This window comes from Candidatus Binatia bacterium (assembly GCA_036382395.1).
GTDB lineage: Bacteria > Desulfobacterota > Binatia > HRBIN30 > HRBIN30 > JAGDMS01.
In genome coordinates this window covers 1-22,765 of record DASVHW010000037.1, presented here as the reverse complement: position 1 = coordinate 22,765, position 22,765 = coordinate 1, and the positions used below count along the sequence as shown (strand labels likewise).

20 protein-coding genes are annotated in these 22,765 nt (G+C 64.3%); 2 read left to right on the top strand and 18 right to left on the bottom strand.

The annotated features are described in order from the left end of the window. Positions 1–48: 48 nt before the first annotated feature. The 16 genes from VF515_02065 to tilS all read right to left on the bottom strand — a co-directional run bounded on the left by VF515_02065 (position 49) and on the right by tilS (position 17,403). The gene (locus tag VF515_02065) at positions 49–741 is read right to left on the bottom strand and encodes a hypothetical protein (protein ID HEX7406413.1); all 693 of its coding nucleotides are present in this window, start codon (positions 739–741) and stop codon (positions 49–51) included. A 164-nt stretch (positions 742–905) separates the two neighbouring features. Next, positions 906–1,610: a ribonuclease III gene (rnc, locus tag VF515_02060; protein ID HEX7406412.1), complete on the bottom strand. Its 705-nt coding sequence runs from the start codon at positions 1,608–1,610 to the stop codon at positions 906–908. Continuing rightward, positions 1,607–1,975: a hypothetical protein gene (locus VF515_02055; GenBank protein HEX7406411.1), complete on the bottom strand. Its 369-nt coding sequence runs from the start codon at positions 1,973–1,975 to the stop codon at positions 1,607–1,609. Before VF515_02055 ends, rnc begins: the two co-directional genes overlap by 4 nt. Beyond that, positions 1,969–2,094 carry a hypothetical protein gene (locus VF515_02050; protein ID HEX7406410.1) on the bottom strand — a complete coding sequence of 42 codons (126 nt, stop codon included), beginning with the start codon at positions 2,092–2,094 and terminating at the stop codon, positions 1,969–1,971. Before VF515_02050 ends, VF515_02055 begins: the two co-directional genes overlap by 7 nt. 9 nt (positions 2,095–2,103) lie before the next feature. After that, positions 2,104–3,207, bottom strand: a complete 1,104-nt coding sequence (gene mnmA / locus VF515_02045) for a tRNA 2-thiouridine(34) synthase MnmA (GenBank protein ID HEX7406409.1) — start codon at positions 3,205–3,207, stop codon at positions 2,104–2,106. Further along, positions 3,200–4,354, bottom strand: a complete 1,155-nt coding sequence (locus VF515_02040; protein HEX7406408.1) for a cysteine desulfurase family protein — start codon at positions 4,352–4,354, stop codon at positions 3,200–3,202. The genes mnmA and VF515_02040 overlap by 8 nt, the downstream gene beginning before the upstream one ends. A 755-nt stretch (positions 4,355–5,109) precedes the next feature. Next, positions 5,110–6,732: a citramalate synthase gene (cimA, locus tag VF515_02035; GenBank protein ID HEX7406407.1), complete on the bottom strand. Its 1,623-nt coding sequence runs from the start codon at positions 6,730–6,732 to the stop codon at positions 5,110–5,112. After that, positions 6,729–7,961: an aspartate kinase gene (locus VF515_02030; GenBank protein HEX7406406.1), complete on the bottom strand. Its 1,233-nt coding sequence runs from the start codon at positions 7,959–7,961 to the stop codon at positions 6,729–6,731. Before VF515_02030 ends, cimA begins: the two co-directional genes overlap by 4 nt. Positions 7,962–7,965: 4 nt before the next feature. After that, complete coding sequence (gene tsaE, locus VF515_02025; protein HEX7406405.1) at positions 7,966–8,469, bottom strand: tRNA (adenosine(37)-N6)-threonylcarbamoyltransferase complex ATPase subunit type 1 TsaE; 504 nt, start codon at positions 8,467–8,469, stop codon at positions 7,966–7,968. Then, the gene (locus VF515_02020; GenBank protein HEX7406404.1) at positions 8,466–10,070 is read right to left on the bottom strand and encodes an NAD(P)H-hydrate dehydratase; all 1,605 of its coding nucleotides are present in this window, start codon (positions 10,068–10,070) and stop codon (positions 8,466–8,468) included. The genes tsaE and VF515_02020 overlap by 4 nt, the downstream gene beginning before the upstream one ends. A 48-nt stretch (positions 10,071–10,118) precedes the next feature. Then, a complete protein-coding gene (locus VF515_02015; GenBank protein HEX7406403.1) occupies positions 10,119–10,847 on the bottom strand; it encodes a pyridoxine 5'-phosphate synthase in 729 nt (242 codons plus the stop codon). Then, positions 10,844–12,232, bottom strand: a complete 1,389-nt coding sequence (glmM, locus tag VF515_02010) for a phosphoglucosamine mutase (protein HEX7406402.1) — start codon at positions 12,230–12,232, stop codon at positions 10,844–10,846. Before glmM ends, VF515_02015 begins: the two co-directional genes overlap by 4 nt. Then, positions 12,219–13,235 (bottom strand): CdaR family protein, encoded by a 1,017-nt coding sequence (locus VF515_02005; GenBank protein ID HEX7406401.1) that lies wholly within the window; start codon positions 13,233–13,235, stop codon positions 12,219–12,221. Before VF515_02005 ends, glmM begins: the two co-directional genes overlap by 14 nt. Next, positions 13,235–13,981 (bottom strand): diadenylate cyclase CdaA, encoded by a 747-nt coding sequence (cdaA, locus tag VF515_02000; protein ID HEX7406400.1) that lies wholly within the window; start codon positions 13,979–13,981, stop codon positions 13,235–13,237. Before cdaA ends, VF515_02005 begins: the two co-directional genes overlap by 1 nt. Positions 13,982–14,160: 179 nt before the next feature. Continuing rightward, the gene (ftsH, locus tag VF515_01995) at positions 14,161–16,005 is read right to left on the bottom strand and encodes an ATP-dependent zinc metalloprotease FtsH (GenBank protein HEX7406399.1); all 1,845 of its coding nucleotides are present in this window, start codon (positions 16,003–16,005) and stop codon (positions 14,161–14,163) included. Between the two features lie 63 nt (positions 16,006–16,068). Further along, the gene (tilS, locus tag VF515_01990) at positions 16,069–17,403 is read right to left on the bottom strand and encodes a tRNA lysidine(34) synthetase TilS (protein HEX7406398.1); all 1,335 of its coding nucleotides are present in this window, start codon (positions 17,401–17,403) and stop codon (positions 16,069–16,071) included. A gap of 159 nt (positions 17,404–17,562) precedes the next feature. Between tilS and VF515_01985 the strand changes: the two genes are divergently transcribed. Both VF515_01985 and recQ read left to right on the top strand, forming a co-directional pair. Continuing rightward, positions 17,563–18,204, top strand: coding sequence for a hypothetical protein (locus tag VF515_01985; protein ID HEX7406397.1), 642 nt, complete (start codon positions 17,563–17,565; stop codon positions 18,202–18,204). A 136-nt stretch (positions 18,205–18,340) separates the two neighbouring features. Beyond that, positions 18,341–20,533 (top strand): DNA helicase RecQ, encoded by a 2,193-nt coding sequence (gene recQ / locus VF515_01980; GenBank protein HEX7406396.1) that lies wholly within the window; start codon positions 18,341–18,343, stop codon positions 20,531–20,533. A gap of 285 nt (positions 20,534–20,818) precedes the next feature. Here recQ and VF515_01975 read toward each other — a convergent pair whose 3' ends face one another. Then, a complete protein-coding gene (locus tag VF515_01975) occupies positions 20,819–21,184 on the bottom strand; it encodes a hypothetical protein (protein HEX7406395.1) in 366 nt (121 codons plus the stop codon). A gap of 143 nt (positions 21,185–21,327) precedes the next feature. Then, positions 21,328–22,221 (bottom strand): hypothetical protein, encoded by an 894-nt coding sequence (locus tag VF515_01970; GenBank protein ID HEX7406394.1) that lies wholly within the window; start codon positions 22,219–22,221, stop codon positions 21,328–21,330. Positions 22,222–22,765: the final 544 nt, after the last annotated feature.

Here is a 22,765-nt window from a genome sequence, read left to right as displayed (position 1 = left end):
GCCGCTGGCCAGCGCGTAGGAAGTGGTGCCAGGAGAGAGCAGTTCCGACTAGCGAACGATACCGGCGGCGCCGATCGTCAGGCCGGTCACGTGATCCTTTATCGTCGCCGATTGAACCTCAATGTTGACCATGGAGAACTTGGTGTTTTCCGTTCCGCCAATCGACTTGGTGACTCCGATCGCGGCTGGCGTGGGGTCTACCAGCTTGTATGACAGGCAGTCGTCCAAGTAGGCACTCTGAAGCAACACACCCTTGGCGTTGACCGTCGCGGTCGGACACGTTGCTTCCTGTACCGGGAAGGTCACGGTCTGGGTGCCGAGAAGATCCGTATGCACGAGCTTCCGTGTCACCTGCACCGAGAGGACGAGGTCAACCTGCGTCCCAAGCGGAAACTTGGTGCCATTCAGAATGTACTTGCCGTGCGCCTTGTGGAGCGTGAGCTGGGCGTTGCCGAAGTGCATCGGACTCGTGTTGTTCGGGTCCGCCACGCATCCCATTTCCATTCCGTTTGTGCCGCCAGTGACTTGCACCGTTACAACTCCGACGCCCCAGGGACCGGGGCGAGGCGCACACGCATTCTCAGCGCGCGCAAAGGTCGTCTTGAACAACGTGGCGCCCGTCTGTGGAAACGGGAAAGCAAGTGGGGTGGGGGTTGGCCCCGCCGCCGCCAATGCCGATCCCGCGAACAGCGCTATCGCCGCCACCGAACCTCCAAACATCATGCCTTTTCTGATCATCATCCTGGCTCCTTTCTTCGCCTTCTACATTCTTACTTATACGTGAAGTTTCTACAGCGCGACAGCCGCTCGCCCCCAGGTTCGATCCAGTTGCAGGGATTATCTAACAATCAGCGGAAATTTGTCAAGAAAAAAGTGAACAAAAATAACCTCGCGAATTCCATGACTTACGGCGTCGGTGGGGAGCACGGCACGGACAAACCATCGAGAGCCCGCCGCGCCGCGTCTTGTTCCGCGTTGCGTTTGCTCCCACCTTCCCCTCGCGCCAGGGCCGTCTCCCCCAGCACGACCTCGACAACGAACCAGCGCGCATGATCCGGCCCCTCGGCGCGCACGACGCGGTACAGCGGCGTGGTGTGGTGCGTCCGCTGGATGCGCTCCTGCAGCTCGGTCTTGGGATCAATCGTCTCCAATTGACCGACGCGATCGATCGCCTCGCCGAAATGTCGCAGTACGATATCTTTCACCTGCTGATACCCGCTCTCGACGAAGATCGCGCCCATGACGGCTTCATACACCGCCGCCAGGATCGACGATTTCTCGCGCCCGCCGGTCCGCTCTTCCCCTCGCCCGAGGGTCAGATACTGGTTGAGCTCCAACTCCCGCGCTTTGGCCGCGAAGCTGCTCGTCTGCACCAGCGCGGCCCGGAACTTCGACAGCTGCCCTTCGTCGCATTCGGGGTAGCGCTGGATCAGCAGGTCACTGAAGACCAAGCCGAGGACGGCGTCGCCGAGAAACTCCAAGCGTTCACCGGTGCGTGGCCGCGACGCCTCGGCCGCGGAGGAATGGGTCAACGCCGCGCCGGCGTTGTCGGGATCGCGGAACTGATACCCGAGACGTTGCTCGAGGTCCTGGACGGTGCGCTCGGTCATGCGGGAGCAGCCCCCAGCATCTGTCCGACGAGCTTGTCGCGTTGCCAACCGACGATCCGCACTGCCACCTCTCGATTCACCATCTCCGCGTGTCCGGCAAATTCAACCCGCTGATAGTTGCGGCTGTAGCCGGTCACGTATCCGCCGGCAGCCGCCGGATTCTGTTCCACCAATACCTGAGCCTCGCGGCCGATGAAACCACGGGCGAACTCGGCACGCTTGCGCTGCCCGAGCTGGCGCAATGCCTGGGCGCGTCGCTTGATCACCACCGGCACTTGCTCGGCCATCATCTCCAGCAGGTCGGACAGCTCCAGTTTCGGGTCGAGATCCTCGCCGTAGCCGCCGAGGTGCACGCCGGTCAGCACCACTCGGCGCCGGGCTCGAACGGGACAATCGTGCACCCCTCGTCACGCAACCGCGTCTCGATGCTGGCCGCATCGTACTGATTGACCTTGCAGCCCAAGGTCGTTACCGCGACGCGCATGGATACCTCTTACGCCAACAGCGCCCGCTCGATCCAGCCGCCGCCGACCACGCGCGGCCCGTCATAGAGGACCGCCGCTTGCCCGGGGGTCACCGCCGACAGCCCGCTCTCAGCCCGCAGTTCAAACCCCTCGCGCGTGGCGGCGTTGATGGTCACCAGGGTCGCCGCGAAACGCGAGCGGATTTTCACCGCCAAGTGCGCCCCGTTGGCCACCGGCGCCCCGGCCAACCAGTTGGCTCCGTGCGCCACCAGCCCGGCAGCCAGCGTGGCCGCCCGCGGCCCCACCCTCACCGTGCCGGTCTCGGCCTCGATCGCGGTCACGTACAGCGGCCTGCCGGCGTTCAGGCGCAAGCCGCGGCGCTGCCCGATGGTGAATTGATGGATGCCGTCATGCTGGGCAAGGACCCGGCCGGCCTCGTCGACGATCACCCCCGCCGCGGTACCGGGGCCACCGGACACAGCGGCGGCGTGCTGCGCCACGAAGGCCGCATATTTGCCCTTGGGCGCGAAACAGACCTCCTGGCTCTCCGGCTTGCTGGCGACTCGCAGCCCTAAAGCCTGGGCCCGCGCCCGCACCTCTGTCTTGGTCAGCTCGCCGATGGGAAAGATCGTGCGCGCCAACACCTCGGGCTCGATGGCGAACAGAAAGTAGGACTGATCCTTCGCCGCATCGGCCGCAGCCCACAGCTGCGTGTGACCTGTGACCGGATCGCGGCACACGCGGGCGTAATGCCCGGTGGCCAACCACTGTGCGCCAAGCTCACGCGCCCGCTGCCAGAAACTGCGAAACTTGACGAACTGGTTGCAGCGCACGCAGGGGTTGGGCGTGCGGCCTTGCGCGTATTCAGAAACGAACGGATCGACCACGTTGCGGGTGAACGCGTCGCGGAAATCCATCACATAAAATGGAATCCGCAAGCGTGCCGCGACCTGCCGGGCGTCCAGAAAATCATCCAGCGAGCAGCAGCCGCTGTCGGAGGCACCGCTCCACAGGCGCATGGAGATGCCGATGACGTCGTATCCCGCCTCGACGAGCAGAGCGGCTGCCACCGAGCTGTCCACGCCGCCGCTCATGGCGACCACGACCCGCTCGCCTGGCTGCGGCTCAGTCATGGCGTCGATCCCTTCCTCGCACCGTCCGCATACGCTGCGCCACCGCCGCGGTGAGGCTCACCACCTGCTCGATCTCACCGACACTGGTGCTTCTACCGAGGCTGAAGCGCACGCCATCACGTGCCGCCTTCGGGCTGCGCCCCAATGCCATCAGGACGTGCGAGGGCTCGCCCGCGCCGGCGGCGCAGGCCGAGCCACTCGACACCGCCACGTTCTCGAGATCCAACGCGGCCACCAGCGCCTCGCCGCGCAGGCCTTCAAAGCTGACGTTCAAGGTGTTGGGCAAACAATCGCCCTCGGGCGGGCTATTGCGCTGCAGGCCCGGAATCGACTCCTGCAAACCGGACCAGAGCGCGTCGCGCAATACCCTGCACGCCCTTCCGAAGGCGCCGAGCTCGGCGGCCGCGAGCCGGCAGGCTTCGCCCATGCCCACGATGCCCGCCACGTTTTCCGTGCCGGCACGCCAGCCTCGTTCCTGTCCACCGCCCAGGACCAGCGGGCGTATCACGACCTCGCGGCGGACAAACAGTGCGCCCACGCCCTTGGGTCCACCGAGCTTGTGCGCCGAGAGCGACAGCAGATCCACGCCGCGTAGATGCACCGGGATCTTGCCGGCAGCTTGCACCGCATCGACATGCAGCAGCACCTGCCGCGCGCGGCATCTCGCCCCGATCTCTTCGATCGGCTGGACGGTGCCGATCTCATTATTCGCCCACCCCACACTCACCAGCGATGCGGTGGCGTCACCCAGGGTCACGTCGATGTCGGCAGCAGCGACCCGCCCGACAGGGTCCACCGGCAGCATCTGAACGGTGTATCCATGCTCTCGCAACGCCGCCACCGGCTCACGCACGGACGCATGCTCGATAGGCGTGGAGACAATCACGCTCCGGCCGGCTTCGGAAGCCGCCCCCAGAATCGCGAGGTTGTTGCTCTCGGTGCCGCCGCTGGTGAACACGATCTCCGCGGGCTGCGCCCCGATCAGGGCCGCGACCTGGGCACGCGCCTCCTCCACCGCGGCGCGCGCACGCGAACCGAGCCCGTGCACGCTGGAAGCGTTGCCGTACTCCTCTTGGAGAAACGGCAGCATCACCTCCAACACCTCGGGTCGGAGAGGCGTCGTCGCGTTATGGTCGCAGTAGATCATTGCAGCCGTTGATGCAGCCAATACGGTGACAGTCGTCCGCCATGCAATCCCCTCACCCGGACCGTCTCCCGGAGGGACTGTGGATAAGCGGGAAGACGTGCTTCGAGAGCCTGCCCATGAACATGCGCCGTCTCCGGCGCCCAGGGCGTTGCCCCATAATCGACAGAACCGACACGGGACGATTCCTTACGCCGAAGGCGTTATCCATCATAGCCCAGGGTTGCGAAGCTACCCTGGGCCGATGGTCCGAACAGTTTTCAACCCTGAAAGGGTTGCGTCCGGCCCCCGCCTCGGTCTCACTCGGACCTATAGGCGTCACGTTGTAGGCCTCCGGTTGAGCTAGCCTCCGGCGGAATGCTGTCCGCAAGTCGAGCGCAACCCCTTCAGGGTAGCAGAGGAATCGGTGTCGCTGCCCAGGGTAGCCGCTGCCGCGGCAACCCTGGGCTATGGTACGGAACGCCTTCGGCGTACGGAACACAGCCCGCTTGCTGGTGCGATGGGTTGGACATCGCCCTGGACGGTGGCGTCGGGCGTGAGAACGGTTCATGACCTCTCCAAGCCGGCGTCTCCGGCGGTTGGATCTCTCAGCACGAGCGGTCTCAGAGTCCATCAAATAGGGGTGTGTCCGCTCACCCTGAGCTTGTCGACGTTGCTCAGGACATGCTTGTCGAAGGGTACTTTCAGAGAACATCGATAGACTCCGCAGGGCGAGGAAACCTTGACAGGACCCCTTGCCGAATTTCTCAACCACTCCACTACGGCGTGCTCTTGTGCGCCGGGGAGCGCTTGCCGCGCTGGCGCTTGCGATCCTTGTAGAGCTTGTACTCGATGCTGTCGACGAGCGCTTGCCAGCTGGCTTCGATGACGTTGGGCGACACCCCCACGGTGCCCCAGCGTTCGTAGCCGTCACCCGATTCGATCAGCACACGGACGACGGCGCCGGTGCCCTCGCCGCCACCGAGGACGCGCACTTTGTAGTCGAGCAGTTGCACTTCGTCGACCTGCGGATAGAACTTGCGCAGCGCCTTACGCAGGGCGCGGTCGAGGGCATTGACCGGTCCGTTGCCCTGGGCGGCGGTGTGCTCGACACCGCCATCCGGCCCCTCAATCATGATGGTGGCCTCGGACAGCGGCGGCTCGTCTTCCTTGCGTTTCTCGTCGATGACGCGAAAGCCGATGAGTCGGAAGCTGCGCACCTTGCCGTTCAGGCCCTTCTGCATCAGCAGCTCGAATGATGCCTCCGCCCCTTCGAACTGGAAGCCCTTGTTCTCCAGGTCCTTGACCTCGGCGAGCACCTGTTTGACAGCCGGCTTCAGGGTTTCGACATCGACGCCGAACTCCTGCGCTTTGTACAGGATGTTGCTGCGCCCGGAGAGGTCCGACACCAGCACGCGCTGCCGGTTCCCGACCACGGCCGGGTCGATGTGTTCGTAGGTGAGCGGGTTCTTCTGCACCGCGGCGACGTGAATGCCGCCCTTGTGCGCGAAGGCACTCAGGCCCACGAAGGCCTGGCGCTTGTTGGGTTCGAGGTTGGCCAGCTCCCAGACGAAATGCGACAACTCGCGCAAGCGGCGCAACTGCGTGGCGCTGACCACCTTATAATTCATCTTCAGCTGCAGGTTGGCGATCACCGAGCACAGGTTGGCGTTGCCGCAGCGTTCGCCGATGCCGTTGATGGTGCCCTGCACTTGCGTCGCGCCGTGCTGCACGGCCACCAGGCTGTTGGCGATCGCCAACTCGGAATCGTTGTGGCAGTGAATGCCGATCTCCACACCCACCGCCTGGCGCGCCGCATCGACGGCGGCGGCAACTTCATCGGGCAGACGCCCGCCGTTGGTGTCGCACAGGCAAATCAGGTCGGCGCCACCGTCGGCGGCGACGCGGCAGCATTCGACCGCGAACTCGGCATTGTCGCGGAAGCCGTCGAAGAAGTGCTCGGCATCGAAGATGACCTTGTCCACATGCCGCTTCAGGAAGGCGATGCTCTCGTGGATGATCTCGAAGTTCTGCATCTTCGAGATGCGCAGGTCGTCGCGCACGTGCAACTCCCACGTTTTGCCGAAGATGGTGACCACCGGCGTCTCGGCGCGCAGCAGCATCTTGATATTCTGATCGTCGCCGGGCTTGATGCCGGCGCGTGCCGTCGCACCGAAGGCGGCGATTTGGCCCTGCTTCAGGCGCAGCTGCTTGGCGGCTTTGAAAAACGCCTCGTCACGCGGGTTCGAACCGGGCCAGCCGCCTTCGATGTAGCGGATGCCGAACTCGTCCAGACGCTCGGCGATGCGCAGCTTGTCCTCGACCGTAAAGGCGATGTCTTCGGCCTGGCAGCCGTCGCGCAGCGTCGTATCGTAGATTTCGATGTGTCGCGCGCCGGTCACGCCGAGGCCTCATCAACGCCCTCTTCGATCAAGGCCTGGTGCAAGGCGCGCACCGCCAACTCGGCGTACTTGGCATCGATCACCGCCGACACCTTGATCTCCGAGGTCGAAATCATCTGGATGTTGATGCCTTCCTGCGCCAGCACCTGAAACATGCGCGCGGCGACGCCGGCGTGGCTGCGCATCCCCAACCCCACCACCGACACCTTGGCGACGGAGGTATCCGACGTCACCCCGCGCGCGCCGATTTCAGCGGCGACCTCTTTCACCATGGCCAAGGCCTTCTGGTGATCGGCGCGCGGCACGGTGAAGGTAAGGTCGGTGTAGCCCTCCTCACTGGCATTCTGGATGATCATGTCGACAACGATGTGCGCATTGGCAATGGGCGTCAGGATCTTCGCCGCCAGGCCGGGGCGATCCGGAACGCGAAGCAACGTGATCTTCGCTTCGTTGAGGTCATGGGCCACACCCGTGACCAGCACATCTTCCATACTTGAATCCTCCTCGACGACCCAGGTTCCCGGTTCATCCGAAAAACTGGAACGCACGTGCACCGGTACGCCGTAACGTTTGGCGAACTCCACGGAACGGATCTGCAGCACCTTGGCCCCCAAGCTCGCCAGCTCGAGCATCTCGTCGAAGGAGATGCGCGCCAGCTTGCGCGCCTTGGGGCAGATGCGGGGATCGGTGGTGTACACGCCGTTCACGTCGGTGTAGATCTCACACACGTCCGCCTTGACAGCAGCGGCCACCGCCACCGCGCTGGTATCGCCGCCACCGCGGCCGAGGGTGGTGATGTTCGAATCGTTGTCCACTCCCTGGAAGCCCGCCACCACCGCCACCGCGCCGTCCTTCACCACCTCCAGCATGTGTTCCGCATCGATGCTCTTGATCCGCGCCCGCCCGAACACGCTGTCGGTGGAGATGCGGATCTGATGCCCGAGGAAAGACTGCGCGCGCACACCCAGGTCCTGCAGCGCCATCGCCAGCAGCGCCACCGAGACCTGCTCACCGGTGGCGAGCAGCACATCCGTTTCCCGTGCGTCGGGGCGCTCCGACACCTTCCCGGCCAGATCGAGGAGGCGGTTGGTTTCGCCCGCCATCGCCGAGACCACAACGATGACGTGGTTGCCGGCAGCGCGAGTGGCCGCGACCCGCTGCGCCACCGCCTTGATGCGCGCGGGGTCCCCGACCGATGTCCCGCCGTATTTCTGCACGATCAACGTCACTGAGTCATCCTTCGCCTAACGCGTTTAGCAGCGCAGCATACTGCACGCCATGAGCGGCCGCCACGAGAACGCGCTCGTTCTCTCCCACGAACGTAAACTGAATCTCCAGGTGAGGGGCTTCTTCTCCGAACCGTTCGAACCACTCCACCACGCACACGCCGTCCCCGTAAACGTAGTCGCGCATGGCCATCCTGTCCACCGCGGACGGCGCCAAGCGGTAGAGGTCGATGTGATACAGCGGCAAGCGTCCGCCGCTATACTCGTTCACCAGGGTAAAACTCGGGCTCCGGACCTTGCGTGGCGCAATGCCGAGCCCTTCGGCCAGGCCACGGACGAAGCAGGTCTTGCCGGCCCCCAACTCCCCGCGCAGGCCGATCAGATCCCCGCCTCGTACGCCTCGCCCCAGGCGCACCCCGCACGCACGGGTCTCGTCCTCGCCGTGACTGTGAATGGTGCGTGCACTGGAAGGGAGCGCATCGGCGGAACCAGTGATCCCTGAGGAGGTCATCTCGTCCGCTTACCCCGTTGCCGGATGGAGAGGGTAGCTCTGGAGCGATCCTCAATTTCTTGCCGCAAGCGCTTCAATCCGGCGGGCACACCTTCGATGATATCCGAGGCCAACAATCCGATCTGGCCTTGCGCAGCCGCCACGTGGTCGGCTACTTCGCCGTGGAGGTACACCCCGAGGCAGGCGGCCTCCGGAGGAGTCAACCCTTGCGCCAGTAGCCCGCCGAGGATTCCCGAGAGCGCATCACCCATACCGCCTGACGCCATTCCAGGATTCCCGGTGGGGTTGATCCAGACCGAGCCATCCGCGGCGGCGATGAGGCTGCGTGCCCCTTTCAGCACCAGGGTACAGCGGTGCGCCCGTGCAAAGGCGACGGCAGTGCCGAGACGATCCGCCTGCACCGAGGCCGTGTCGCTTCCCAGCAGGCGCGCCATCTCCCCCGGGTGTGGGGTCAACAATGCCGGCGCTCGCACCGTCCTGAGCACCGCACGGTGGCGCGCGACGCATGTCAGCGCATCGGCATCAACGACCATCGGCAAGGCAATCTCGCCGAGCAGGAACCGCACGAGCTTCTGCGCGTCTTCATGTGTGCCGAGGCCCGGACCGACGACCACCGCGTCCTTCCCTTCCAGCATCGATCGCACTTGTGACTCGTCGAACTGGACGAAGCCCTCGACATCGCGCAGCGGCGCCGTCATCACTTCGGGCCGTCCCGACGATAAAATGGCGTTCAACGAGGCCGGACCGGCAAGTGTCGTCAAGCCGGCTCCGGCTCTGGCCGCCGCGTGCGCCGTCATCAAAGCCGCGCCGCTGTGCCCCTTTGAACCGGCGACGACCAGCACGTGGCCGCACGTCCCCTTGTGCGCCTCCGGCGTGCGCACCGGAACGAGACCCGCCACGTCAGCCGGCTCCAGCAGTTGCGTGCGGGGTTGCACCTCGGCGAGCGCTTCGGGCGCGATACCGATGTCCACCACCGCCAGGGCGCCGACGTAACCGATCCCTGGATGGATCACCTGGCCGATTTTGGCGAAACCGAAGGTGGCGGTGGCCTCGGCCTGGATGGCAACCCCGAGCGGCGTGCCGCGATCCGCATCGAGTCCGGACGGAATATCGACGGCGAAAATCGGCACCCCGGAGGCGTTCATCATATGCAGCACGTCGGCATACCGGCCCTCGACGGGAGCGTTGAGCCCGGTCCCGAACACCGCATCAACGAGCAAGACGGCGTCCTGCATCATTGCCGGCAGTTGGGCGATATCGTGTGCCGACGTGGCCTCGGTAATGACGCCACGGGCCCGGCGTAGCGCCGCCAGCGCCCGCGCCGCGTCGCCCTTGACGTCGGTTTGCCTGCCGAACAGGACCACCTCGGCCCGCACCCCTTTGCGGCGCAGCAAGCGCGCGATGACGAACCCGTCACCGCCGTTGTTGCCCTTGCCGGCACAGACGAGGACTCGCCGCCGGTGCACATGCGGGAACTGTTCCAGCAGCGCCGCCGTGGCGCCGGCGCCGGCGCGTTCCATCAGCACATGCCCGGGCGTCCCGTAGCGTTGAATGGTGAGCTCATCCAGGCGGCGCGACTCGGCCGCAGTGACGACGATCATGACGGCAATCGGGGGTTGGGGGCTGAATGTTGGATACGCAACACGCCTTCAGCCCTCGCGCGCCGCCCGCAGGCGTGCCTTCAGCCGGCGCACCGCTTCTTCGAGACCAACGAACAGCGCGTCGGCAACGATGCTGTGACCGATGTTGAGTTCATGAATGACCGGAATCGCCGCGATGGGCGTGACATTGTCCAGCGTCAGGCCGTGGCCAGCATTGACGATCAATCCGGCGGCGACGGCCGTCCGTACTGCCCGGCGGATACGCTCCAGTTCCGCCTCGCGAGCCGGCGCCGTTGGCGCGTCTGCGTATGGTCCCGTGTGGATCTCGATGGCGTCGGCACGCACGCGATGAGCCGCTTCGATCTGCCGGTCCTCCGGATCGATGAACAGACTCACGCGAATGCCGGCATCACGCATCCGCCCCACAACGGACAGCAAGCCGTCGATCTGGCCGGCCGCGTCGAGTCCACCCTCCGTGGTCAGCTCTTCGCGCCGTTCCGGCACCAGACACACATCCTGGGGGCGGACTGTGCACGCTTTCAGCACCATCTCCTCGGTGGCCGCCATCTCCAGATTCAGCTTGGTGGCAATGCGGGCTCGCAACACGTCGACGTCCGCGTCCTGGATATGGCGGCGATCCTCGCGCAAGTGCACCGTGATCCCGTCCGCGCCGCCACGTTCAGCCGCTTGGGCGGCGGCCAGCAGATCCGGATATAGCGTCCGCCTCACCTGCCGCAGCGTCGCCACATGATCCAGGTTGACGCCGAGTTGTATCATCTCACCAGCTCCGAGCGAATGGTGGCGGCGATCTCTTCCGCATAGGCCTGCACCTGGAGCTGCTGTTCGCCCTCCACCATGATGCGAACCAGCGGCTCTGTCCCCGAGTAACGCACCACGACACGCCCGCGGTCGCCGAGTTCCGCCGCGACCTTGTCGAGCGTGCGCTGTAGGTTCGGCAGCGTCCCCAATTCGGCACGGCGCGCCACCGGCACGTTGAGCAACACTTGCGGGAACTTCGTCATGACGCGCTTCAACTCGCTCAACGGGCGCTGTCGTTCGACCAGCAGGCGCACGACGCTCAGCGCCGACATCAGGCCATCTCCGGTCGTGCCGTGCTCGATGAACACCAGGTGCCCGGACTGTTCTCCGCCGAGGGTGTAGTCGTGACGCCGCATTTCCTCGACCACGTAACGGTCGCCGACCTTGACGCGCACCAGGCGTACACCGCGCTCACGCAGGGCGATTTCGAGCCCGATATTGCTCATGACGGTGGCCACGACGGTGGCGTGCTTCAGGGTGCCGCGCGCCAGCATTTCGGCAGCGGCCATGGCCAGCACTTCGTCACCGTCGACAACGGCGCCGGCTTCATCAACGAAGATTCCCCGGTCGGCATCCCCGTCCAGGGCAATCCCGAGATGCGCCCGCTGCGCCATCACGGCGTCCCGCAGCCGCTCGGGGTGTACCGCGCCGCATTGCTGATTGATGTTGGCGCCATCCGGACTCACCCCGATGGCCACCACCTCGGCACCCAGTTCCCGGAAAAGCGCCGGACCGACATGGTAGGCTGCGCCATGGGCGCAGTCGATCACGATCTTCAGCCCGGCGAGGGACAGGCCGGCCGGGAGGTAACGCTTCAGAAAGTCTCGGTAGCGGTCGCCGGCATCCTCGATGTGGAACACCTTCCCGATCTTGTTGCCGGTCAGATGGACACGGTCGACGCCGCCGTTGAAGACCAGCTGTTCAATCTTCTCCTCCACCTCATCCGGCAGCTTGAAGCCGTTCGCCGCGAAGAACTTGATGCCATTGTCCTGGAAGGGATTGTGCGACGCGGAAATCACCGCGCCAGCAGCGGCCTTCATGCTCCGCGTGAGAAAAGCGACCGCGGGCGTGGGCAAGGGACCGGTCAGCAGCACATCGACGCCCAGCGAGCAGATCCCCGCCGCCAGCGCATGCTCCAACATGTCGCCCGACCAGCGCGTGTCCTTGCCGACGACGATCCGCTGCCGCCCCGTCGCGTCCTTTGCGCACAAGTGGGCCACGGCACGCCCGAGGCGGAGCGTGGTTTCGGCAGTCACCGGCTCCACGTTGGCAACACCTCTGACGCCATCGGTTCCGAACAGCTTCCGGGCGGGTGCGATGGGAGCGGATTCAGCGGCGCTCACGTTGAGACGGTTTTCCTTTCGAGAGGGTGAGTTGCACCTTCGCGGGCTCCACCGAAACGAGCAGTACGCCGGACGGCACCTCCACAGCGACCTTCACCAGGTGCTCACCCGCAGTTTCACCTGCGGCCTCGATATAAACCGCACCATCCCCCAGCTCAAGACCGTCGACCAGCCGTTTCGGTCCGCGCACGAGGACGCGCACGTGATCGGGCGCGACCTGATACCGCAGTGCCGTGTTGCGCACGGTGACGGCCACCCGCTTGAACTCGCGGGTCACCGGCACTTCTTCGATCCGCACCTGCGCCGCGACCCGATTGGCGCTAAACGCCAGATATTCACTGGGCGACTCCAAGGACAGCTCGTGCTCGATGGTTCCGGCGCGGGCGTCGTGCACGTCAAACGGTTCCGTATTTGCCGCCTGCACATCCTCCACGTCGGACGCCGGGCCCGTGACCTGGACGGTTTCAGGCGCGACTTTCGTGTCCATGACCTGCAGTCCGGAAGGAGGCTTGCCCCCCACGCGCAAATGCACCGGCACGGACTTATGACCGACGCGCTCGAGTTCCAGCGTCAGCTGGGCCGGCGTAATGCGCACCACCTTCACGCCGCGGGGTAGGTTCAACGAGTCGGCATCGACCCGGAAGACGGCGGGCCCCGGCCTCACCCCGCCAAGGTCCAACGAAATCGCCAGCCGATCACGGTCGATGCGCCCGAGCAGGGCACGCGGGCCGCTGACGCGCAAATCGATGAAATCGGCTTTCGGGCTGATGATCATCAGATGCGCCGGAATGTTGCGCAGCTCGAGTGGGGCTTTCAACGTCTCTTCCGTATCGCGTTCGCCGAAGTTGACGAAGAACCAGATGCTGAACGCGATCAGCAGCGAAAGGATCTTCAGGGCGAGGTTGCGCGTAAACAGTTGGCGGATGCGATCCGGGTCGGCGACGGCGGTGCGGGCTGCCGCCCACGCCGCCTGCAATTGCTCGCGCTCAAGCCACTTCTTCATCAGCTCAGCAGCCTCAGCAGCGTGCTCCGCAAGGTGGCGGCGTCAACGTCCCGCGTGATGCGGCCCTCGCGCACCATGGAAATCGCGCCTTCCTCCTCCGAGATGACGATCACGACGGCGTCGGTCTCTTCGGTCAAGCCGATCGCGGCGCGATGGCGCGTGCCCAAGGTCTTGCTCACATGGGGGTTGGTGGTCAGCGGCAGGAAGCATCCCGCCGCGATGATGCGGCCCTTATGGATGATCAGCGCCCCATCGTGAATCGGGGAGAGCGGCAGGAAGATGCTGGTGATGAGCTCCTTGCTGACACGCGCGTCCAGCCGCGTCCCGACCTCGACATAGTCGTTCAACCCCACGTCGCGCTGCAGCACGATCAGCGCACCGATGCGCTTGCTGGCCAGGGACACGGCGGCGCGGATGATCTCTTCGAGATCCTGCCCCGCCAGGCCGGACTCCGAACCGAAAAACGGGCGCGTGCCCACCTGCGTGAGGGCGCGGCGGATGTCGTCCTGAAAGATGACGACGATCACCAGCAGGATGGAGCCGAGGAAGTTATCGAGAATCCAGTTGAGGGCGTACAGATCGAAGTACTTCGACGAGAGAAAGGCGATGAAGACGACCAGCAGCCCGAAGAGCATCTGCACGGCACGGGTGCCGCGGATGAGATCGATGATGCGGTAGATGAAAAACGCAATGATCCCGATGTCGATGGCGTCACGGAAGCGGAAGTTGGAGAGTAACTCGAACATGGGAAAATCGGATGCCCGGACCGAATTACCTTTTCCGGCCTCTCGTTACCAGCGCTCCACACGTACGGAAACCGCAGGGGCGCGTCTTGCTGCGTCCCTGCAAATGCGAACACACTCGACACTCTCGGGCAAGCAGGCCAACGCCAGAAGATGCTCACGCCCCCGGCGCGGCGCAGGACTCACGCGCGGACGTCTGAACCGCTGGCGACGGTGAGAGGCGGGGCGCTGTTTCCACCACGACACAGGCGAAGGATCTCTTCGATCTCTGCCCCATCCAGCACCTCTTTTTCCAGCAACGCCTCCGCGATCTTGTGCAGGATCTCGACATTGGTGGCCAGGAGATCCTTGGCTTGCTGATAGCTCTCCTGGATGATGCGGCGCACTTCGGAATCGATCTCCACGGCGGTATGCTCGGAGTAGTCCTGCAGCTGGCTGAAATCGCGGCCGAGGAAGATCTCCCCCTCCTTTTTCCCGAAGGTCATCGGCCCCAGCTTCTCACTCATGCCCCACTCGCAGACCATCTTGCGGGCCCAATCCGTGGCCTTTTCGATATCATCCGCGGCGCCGGTGGTGATGTGCCCGAGGATCAACTCCTCCGCCGCCCGGCCACCGAAGCGGATGGTCAGACTGTCGCTGAGGTAGTCCTTGGTGTACGAGTGGCGATCGTCAGTGGGAACCTGCTGCGTCACCCCCAAGGCCATGCCGCGCGGAATGATGCTCACCTTGTGCACCGGATCGGTACCCGGCAGCAGCTTCGCGACCAGGGCGTGACCGGCCTCGTGATACGCGGTGTTGCGGCGCTCTTCCTGAGTCATGATCAGGCTCTTGCGCTCGGCGCCCATCATCACCTTGTCTTTGGCGATTTCGAAGTCGGAATGAAATACCCGATCCTTGTCCCGCCGCGCCGCCAACAGGGCCGCCTCGTTCACCAGGTTTTCGAGGTCCGCCCCGGCGAATCCCGGCGTTCCGCGCGCCAGCAGGGCCAGGTCGACGTCCTCGGCCAGCGGCACCCGCCGCGTGTGCACCCGCAGGATGCCCTCGCGGCCTTTCACGTCGGGCCGGTTGACGACGACGCGGCGATCGAAACGCCCGGCGCGCAGCAGTGCCGGATCCAGCACGTCGGGCCGGTTGGTGGCGGCGATCAGGATCACGCCTTCGTTGGTTTCGAAGCCGTCCATCTCGACCAGGAGTTGGTTGAGCGTCTGCTCGCGTTCGTCGTGACCGCCACCCAAGCCGGCGCCCCGATGGCGTCCGACCGCATCGATCTCATCGATAAAGATGATGCAGGGAGCGTTCTTCTTGCCTTGGACGAAGAGGTCGCGGACGCGGGATGCTCCGACACCGACGAACATCTCGACGAAATCCGAGCCACTGATCGAAAAGAACGGCACGCCGGCTTCCCCGGCAATGGCGCGTGCCAGCAGCGTCTTGCCGGTACCCGGCGCTCCGACCAGCAGCACGCCCTTGGGGATACGGCCGCCCAATTTGGTGAATTTCTTCGGGTCCTTCAAAAAAGCGATGATCTCTTCCAGCTCTTCCTTGGCTTCATCGATGCCTGAGACATCGTTGAACGTGACCTTGTGCGTGTTCTCGCTGAGCAGCTTCGCCCGGCTCTTGCCGAACGACATGGCCTTGCCGCCGCCGACTTGCATCTGGCGCATGAAGAAGATCCATACGCCAATCAGCAACAGCATGGGGAACCACTGCACGAAGAGGACCACGTACCACGGATCTCCCTCTTCGGGTTTGGCAGCGATCTTGACCCCTTTCTCGCGCAAGACCTTCACCAGATCCGGGTCTTCGGGAGCATAGGTCTTGAAGCGCTCGCCATTGTGATATTTGCCGCGGATGTTCTTGCCCTGAATGGTGACCTCGGTCACGTCACCCTTCTCTGCGGCGGCCATGAAATCGCTGAAAATGATCTCCGGCTCCTTCACCTGCTGCTTGTTGAACAGGTTGAAGAGCAAGAGAAACATCAGTCCGAGGACCAACCACAGCGCAACATTTCTTGAGAATTGACTCACCATTCCCCCAACATCCGGAAAATACGTTCCTTCTGAAAAACAGTTGCTACCGTAACATAGGGATTATGTACCAGCAACGCCCGTTTTTTGGGCGCTCAGGCGCACGGTTGAACGGGTGGCAGGCGTCACCAGGGCGCGGTTACTCCGCACCACCCCGGGAACCCAAAAGATCTCTCCGTCCAGTTCCACCACGGGGCAGGAGCGGCGAGCCTGTAGCGGCAGCTTTCGGTCGACCATGACGTCCTGCAGCTTGCGATGGCCACGCACACCCAGCGGCTGAATGCGATCACCGGGGCGTAGCGTACGCACCACCAGCGGAACGGCCACGGCCGCGGCATCGGCAACCGCTTCCAGCAGATCCATCGGCCGCCTCCAATCCTCCCCGAAGGATTCCAACTCGGCGCCGATCCGCCAACCCGATTGCAGGCACACCGTCGAGCCCGGAACCAGCAGGTGCTCCGTCTCGACCACGGGTAGCTCTTCCCCTCCGGGGTAGCGGAGGCAGCCGTACTCTCTCACGACCCACTGCCCGCCGGGCAAGCGCACACGCCCATTCGGCCGGGAACCGCGCGCCAGATTCACCACAGCACGGAAGTGCGTGCCGCTCAGCCCAAGCAGATCGCCACGCCGCTCCCGCAACCACGCTCGCACCAAACGGGCCCGCAGCGGCGCCGCCGCTCCGACCAAAGCGGGCACCGCCAACGAGCCGTCCGGAGCAAGCGCCACGGCCAGGAGCCGGGCATCGTGTTCCCGAAGAAAGGCGGCTTCGTCCCCGAGAATCTCTGCCGCGGCGGCCAGGTTGCGTCTTGCCGTCGGACTGATCGCTGCCAGAAGCGGCATCACCTCATGGCGAATGCGGTTGCGCAGAAAACGGAAATCGTGGTTGCTGCTGTCCTCGCAAAACGGCAGCTGGCGCGCGCGCAGGAAGGCCAACACCTCAGCCCGCGAGCACTCGATGAGCGGACGAATGATCGAGCCTTCCCGCACGGCAAGGATACCTGCCAACCCGTCCGAACCCGTCCCACGCAGCAGGCGCATCAACATCGTCTCCGCCTGATCGTCCATCGTATGTCCGGTAGCGATCTTCGTGCAGCGTTGCTCCCCCGCCGCACCGGAGAGAAACGCGTACCGTTGCTGGCGCGCCCGCGCCTCCAGGTTCGACCCGCGATGCAGCGCGTCGGCGACCCCGACGACGCACGGCACCCCGAACCGCTGCGCCACGTCTTCGGCACAGCGTTGGTCACGCAGCGATTCCTCACCGCGCAGTCCGTGGTTCAGATGCGCCGCACACAGACTGACGCCGAGTGCCTCGGTCAAGGTGACCAAGGCACCGAGTAGCGCCACGGAATCCGGTCCGCCCGACACAGCCACCAGCACACGGTCACCGGGAACCAACATCTCGTGGCGTCTCACTGTCCGTTGAATTCGCTGCGGCAGGATCGACGAAGCCTTGCGTTGCACGGCACTATCGACTTTGACATCATCTCATGGGCAATACAAATGATTAGCGTTCAGCGCTCAGCTATCAGCTTTCGGCGGTCGTGCGGCTCCCTTGCCTTGTTGCTCGCGATCGGCGTTGCGCTCCTTCTTCCGGCATGCCGGACGCAGGCACAGGGCGTTGAGCCCAACGCCACGCCGTCCGAGGATCAGCAAGAGGCCGACAGCGCCCGCAAGGAGATCGTGAGCTCCCTACAAGACCTGCAGCGCCGCTACGGTCGCGACGCCGTGATGATGGAGGGCCATCTGCTGGGGCACGCCGTGCGCGGCGGCTCGATCGTGGACGCGGCGATATCCCTCCCCGGCGTCGAGGAGCGTGGCGGCAAACGCTTTCTCGTTTTCAAGCTCGACACCGGCATCATCTACAACGACCGCGAGGTCGGCGCGGCCTCACGCCCGACCCGCGTGTGGAACGACATCGTCGAGGTGAGTCTGCGGAAGTTCCGGGCGTTGAGCTTCCAGGCCGATGGCGTCGCGTTCCTGCTGGGGTACGCGCACAAGGAATACGCCGACGAAGCCGAGCTGCGTGCCCATCTGCACGACAGCCCCGGGACCACGGAAGCAGCGGCGTTCTACCTCCTCATCTCCGACGTCACCGAGCTGGTCAACAACCGCATCAGCAGCCAGCAACTCCTGGACCGGGCCACCGTCCTGATCGACGGCACGCCCACGCGCCTGGTGCTGGAAGCGCCGGCACCATGAGACAAGCTGTCAGCGATCAGCGGTCAGCTTTCAGCCTTGGCTCCAAGCTGACCGCTGAAAGCTGATTGCTGATGGCTTTTCCTTTTATAGTCTCATTTGATATGTAGCTGTCAATTACATGTGAACGAGTTGCCTAATGAACAAGATTGCAGGGCATCGCACTTGGTCACTTGAGGACATCCTCGGGGTGGTTCGCCGCTATTGGGGCTTCGGTGAGTTGCGCCCGATGCAGGAGCAAGCCATCCGGGCCGGCCTGGAGCGGCGCGATTCGGTCGTGGTGATGCCGACCGGCGGCGGCAAGTCGCTGTGCTACCAAGTGCCCGCCGAACTGGCGCGGCGCACGGACATCGTGATCTCGCCGCTCATCTCCCTGATGAAGGACCAGGTCGACGGCCTGCGCGCCTGTGGCTATCCAGCCGCGGCGCTGTACAGCGGCATGCCTGCAGCGGCTGTGCGTGAGACGGAAAACGAGATCGCCGCCGGAAAGTATCGTCTGGTGTTCGTCGCCCCGGAACGGCTGCTGACACCGCGGTTCATGCAGCTGATCGAGCCCCTGCAGGTGCAGGCGTTTGCCGTCGATGAAGCGCACTGCATCAGCCACTGGGGGCACGACTTCCGGCCGGAGTACCGCCGGCTTGCCGAGCTGAAAGAGCGCTTCCCCCACGCCAGCGTACACGCCTACACCGCCACCGCCACCGAGCGCGTGCGGCTGGACATCGCCGAGCAGTTGCGGCTGAAGGACCCTACCCTGCTTATCGGCACCTTCGATCGGCCCAACCTCGTGTATCGCATCGTGCCACGCGTAGACACCGCGGCGCAGACCCTGGACGTCATCCGCCGTCACCAGGGCCAGGCGGCGATTGTCTATTGCATCAGCCGCAAGGACACCGAGGGGATGGCGGCCGCCTTGAGCCGCCACGGCGTGCGCGCGGCGCACTACCATGCCGGCATGGAAGCCGACCAACGCCGGCGGACTCAGGACGCCTTTGCCGGCGAGCAACTGGATGTCGTCGCGGCCACCGTCGCCTTCGGCATGGGCATCGACCGCAGCGATGTGCGCTGCGTGATCCACGCCGCCATGCCCAAGTCGATCGAACACTACCAGCAAGAGACCGGCCGGGCCGGACGCGACGGTCTCGAAGCCGAGTGCGTCTTGTTGTACTCGGCAGCCGATGCCATCCGTTGGGAATCGCTGATCGAAAAGAGCGCGGCAGAGGCCAACGCACCCTCCGAGGTCATCGCCGCCGCCAAGGAGTTGCTGGCACAAGTGCGGCGCTACTGTACTGGCATCGTGTGCCGGCACCGGAAACTGTCCGAATACTTCGGCCAGACCTACACTGCCGCCAGCTGCGGCGCATGCGATGTCTGCTTGAGCGAGGTCGAAGGCATCGCCGACGGCACCGTGACGGCGCAGAAGATCCTGTCGTGCGTGGCGCGGTCGGGGGAGCGTTTCGGGGCCGAGCACATCGTGGACATCCTGCTGGGGGCCGACACCGAACGCGTGCGCCGCTGGCATCACGAGCAGCTCAGCACCTACGGCTTGATGAAGGGCACCGGCCGCAAGCCCCTCACCAACATGCTGTACCAGCTCCTCGACACGGGCCTGCTGGAACGTACGGCGGACGAGCGGCCGACCCTCCGGCTCAACGACGCTTCATGGGCGGTGATGCGCGGCCAGCAAACCGTTCGCCTGCTGCAGCCGAAGGCCGCGGTCGCCAAGACCCGCGTCGAGGAAGAGTCTTGGGAAGGAGTCGATTCGGGACTCTTCGACAGCTTGCGGAACTTGCGGCGTCAGGTAGCGCAGGAGCGCAGCGTGCCGCCGTACGTCGTCTTCAGCGACGCCACGCTGCGTGACATGGCCCGCGCCCGGCCCGGATCGCCGGCGGCGTTCATCAACGTGCGAGGGATTGGTCAGCGCAAGCTGGCCGACCTCGGCAGCCGTTTTCTGGCGCACATCGCCGAGTACTGCCGCACGCACGAGCTGCCGCTCGACGCGGCCATCGGCAGCCACCCGCGCCGGGTCGTCGAGGCACCCAACGAAAAGCAGCAAGCGGCCTTCGAGATGTTCGGCAAGGGCTGCTCTATCCAGCAGGTCATGACGGCATTGGATCGCGCCGAGAGCACCACCTGGGGCTATCTGACCGACTTCGCCGCGACGGCACGCCCAAAGAATCTCGACCCGTGGATCGACCAGCGGACCTACCGTGCCGTCGCGCAAGCAATCGACGATGTCGGCAGCGCCTACCTGAAGCCCATCTACGACCACCTCGCCGGCCGCGTGCCGTACAACCACATCCGGCTGGTGGTGGCGCATGTGAAGAAGGATTAGCGATCAGAAGGGGCGCTCTCCGCGCCGCATGCAGATCCAGTTGCCTGGCATAGGTTCGCCATTCGCACGATTTTCAGGCGGGAATCCATGCCCGCACGCGGCCACTGCCCGCCACCCATGGATGCCCGCCTCCGCGGGCATGACGGCACACCATCTCAGCGCGCCTTGATGCGATGCCCCTACGCCGAAGGCGTTGCGAAACATAGCCCAGGGTTGCGAAGCTACCCTGGGTCAATGGTCCGAACAGTGTTCAACCCTGAAGGGGTTGCGCCTCACCGGCTGTCGTCATCCCGTCGGCCGCTCCGGCTTCTTAGGCACGTCACGTTCCTCAGATTCGTAGAACTGGATGGCGCGCGCCAAGAAGTCGAGGACCTCGGGTGGGACCTTGGTTCTGTCGAGCACCCCGGTGACGACGGCATATGCTACGACCGGCTCCAGCATCCGAGAATTGTATCTGACCCAGAGGTCCCTTGCCGGGCCTTGGTGGAACCGATGGATCAAGTCCGTCAGTTCGCCGCTCGGCAGATCACCGCGTTTCCAACGCTGGAACGCGTCCGAAAGAGGCACAAGCGCGTGCCGAAGCTCCTCCTCATGCGCCTCACCCGCCAACTGACGGAGGGCGCTCTTGATCCGCTTGGGAATCTGATCCATCGCTCGTCTATCAACGTCGCGCTCACCAGTGGGCCGCGAAGCGGACCGGCTGGTGCAGCGACTCGTTATGCCACCCCGTGCTCGCCGGCGGATTGTGGCGCTTTCGCGATCCCTGTGTTCCGAATTCTCCTTGCAGGACTTGCTCATGCGCCACGGTCGTCCGAACATGCGTCGATAAACATCTCACCCAGCTCGGTGAGGAAGTGTTCGCTGCTAGACTCAAGGTCAACTTCAAAGTCTACCGTCAAGTACTCCTTTCTCGGATCGTTCGGAATCTCCAGGGACTGGGCCTCCGCGCGCGTAGCGTAGACCGTTCGTACTAACCCAAGGCGGATGATATTAGACAACTCAAATTCCTTCAAACCACTCTCGGGGACGAGCTGAGGCGCCGATAGCGCGCGCAGCAGCGATCGTTCTCTCAGATCCAACATCGCGATCTCTCGGTCCGTCGTGCTCTTCTTCGCTGACACTTTCCAAATGTCGGCGTTCCACCTGCTGCTGCCTAGTTCTCTTAGCTGCTCGATCTCCTCCGACAATTCCGCGAGACGCGCTGCCAAAGCGTCCTGGATCGCAGGCCGCTCCGCCCGAAATTGTTCCAGGTCGACCGTCAACGCCCGTACCCTCTCTTTCTTGTCCCTGACAACCTGCTCCAAGAACTCGAACTCCACTAGCGACATCTGGCCCAATACATACGGAAACACGTGGTTCTGAACATTCTTCTCAGAATCCACCATATTGGAAAGCAGAATCGCCCACCTGTCCTGCAACGATGGATCGGCCTCAAGGGACGACCCTTCCAGCAGGGGACAGAGCAACTTGGGAGAGATCAATTGCGGAGAAATGCCCTTCTGTTCGCAGTAGGACTTTGCCTTGTTCAGCACGGAGACCTGGTTCTTGAAGCGCCACAGCGCCACGTGGTCCCTCAGCAGCAGCCCGAGCTCTTCGGCTGGAGGGAAGACGAGCTTTTCGAGGAAATCCCTGGCCAGTTCGATGCTCTTTTCGAGAGCGGTTGAAGATACGTCTATTCGGTTGACCATAGAGGCGAGCCCTCCGCGTGTATAACTACGATTCGACTCCCCGATGAAATCCGCTACCCCTGCGGGTTCCTGCAGCATAGCACCTTGCCACTATCTGGCTCCCATAGGTCATGACTCGCTTGCAAGTCAAGCAGTTAAGCCACTGATGTTCATCCCGTTTCTGGGCGTGCTACGCCGCGCCACCCTGCGGGTTAATGCCCCGCTTATCCTACTGGCATTGCGCTTAGGCCGGTCCGGGCCCTTGCATATGCGCATCGCGCCGGGAGCGGCTTGGTCGGGGCGTCGCACGATCTGCGTACATGAAATCCAGGCTGGTCCGAGCCCTGGCGCATACGCATATTGAAAACCGAGGCTTGGTCACGCCCGCACAGATCGCGCAGACCACTGGACTACGGTCTCCCATGGGCGCGCAGTTCCCGTTTCGCGTCGGCAGAGCGGTTCGCCGCCTCACTTCCGGGTCGGCAACAGATCGCTGACACTTACCTGCGCATCCGCAAAGGCCACGAGATCGATCTGCTCACCGCGCCGCCGGGTGCGCGTCTCG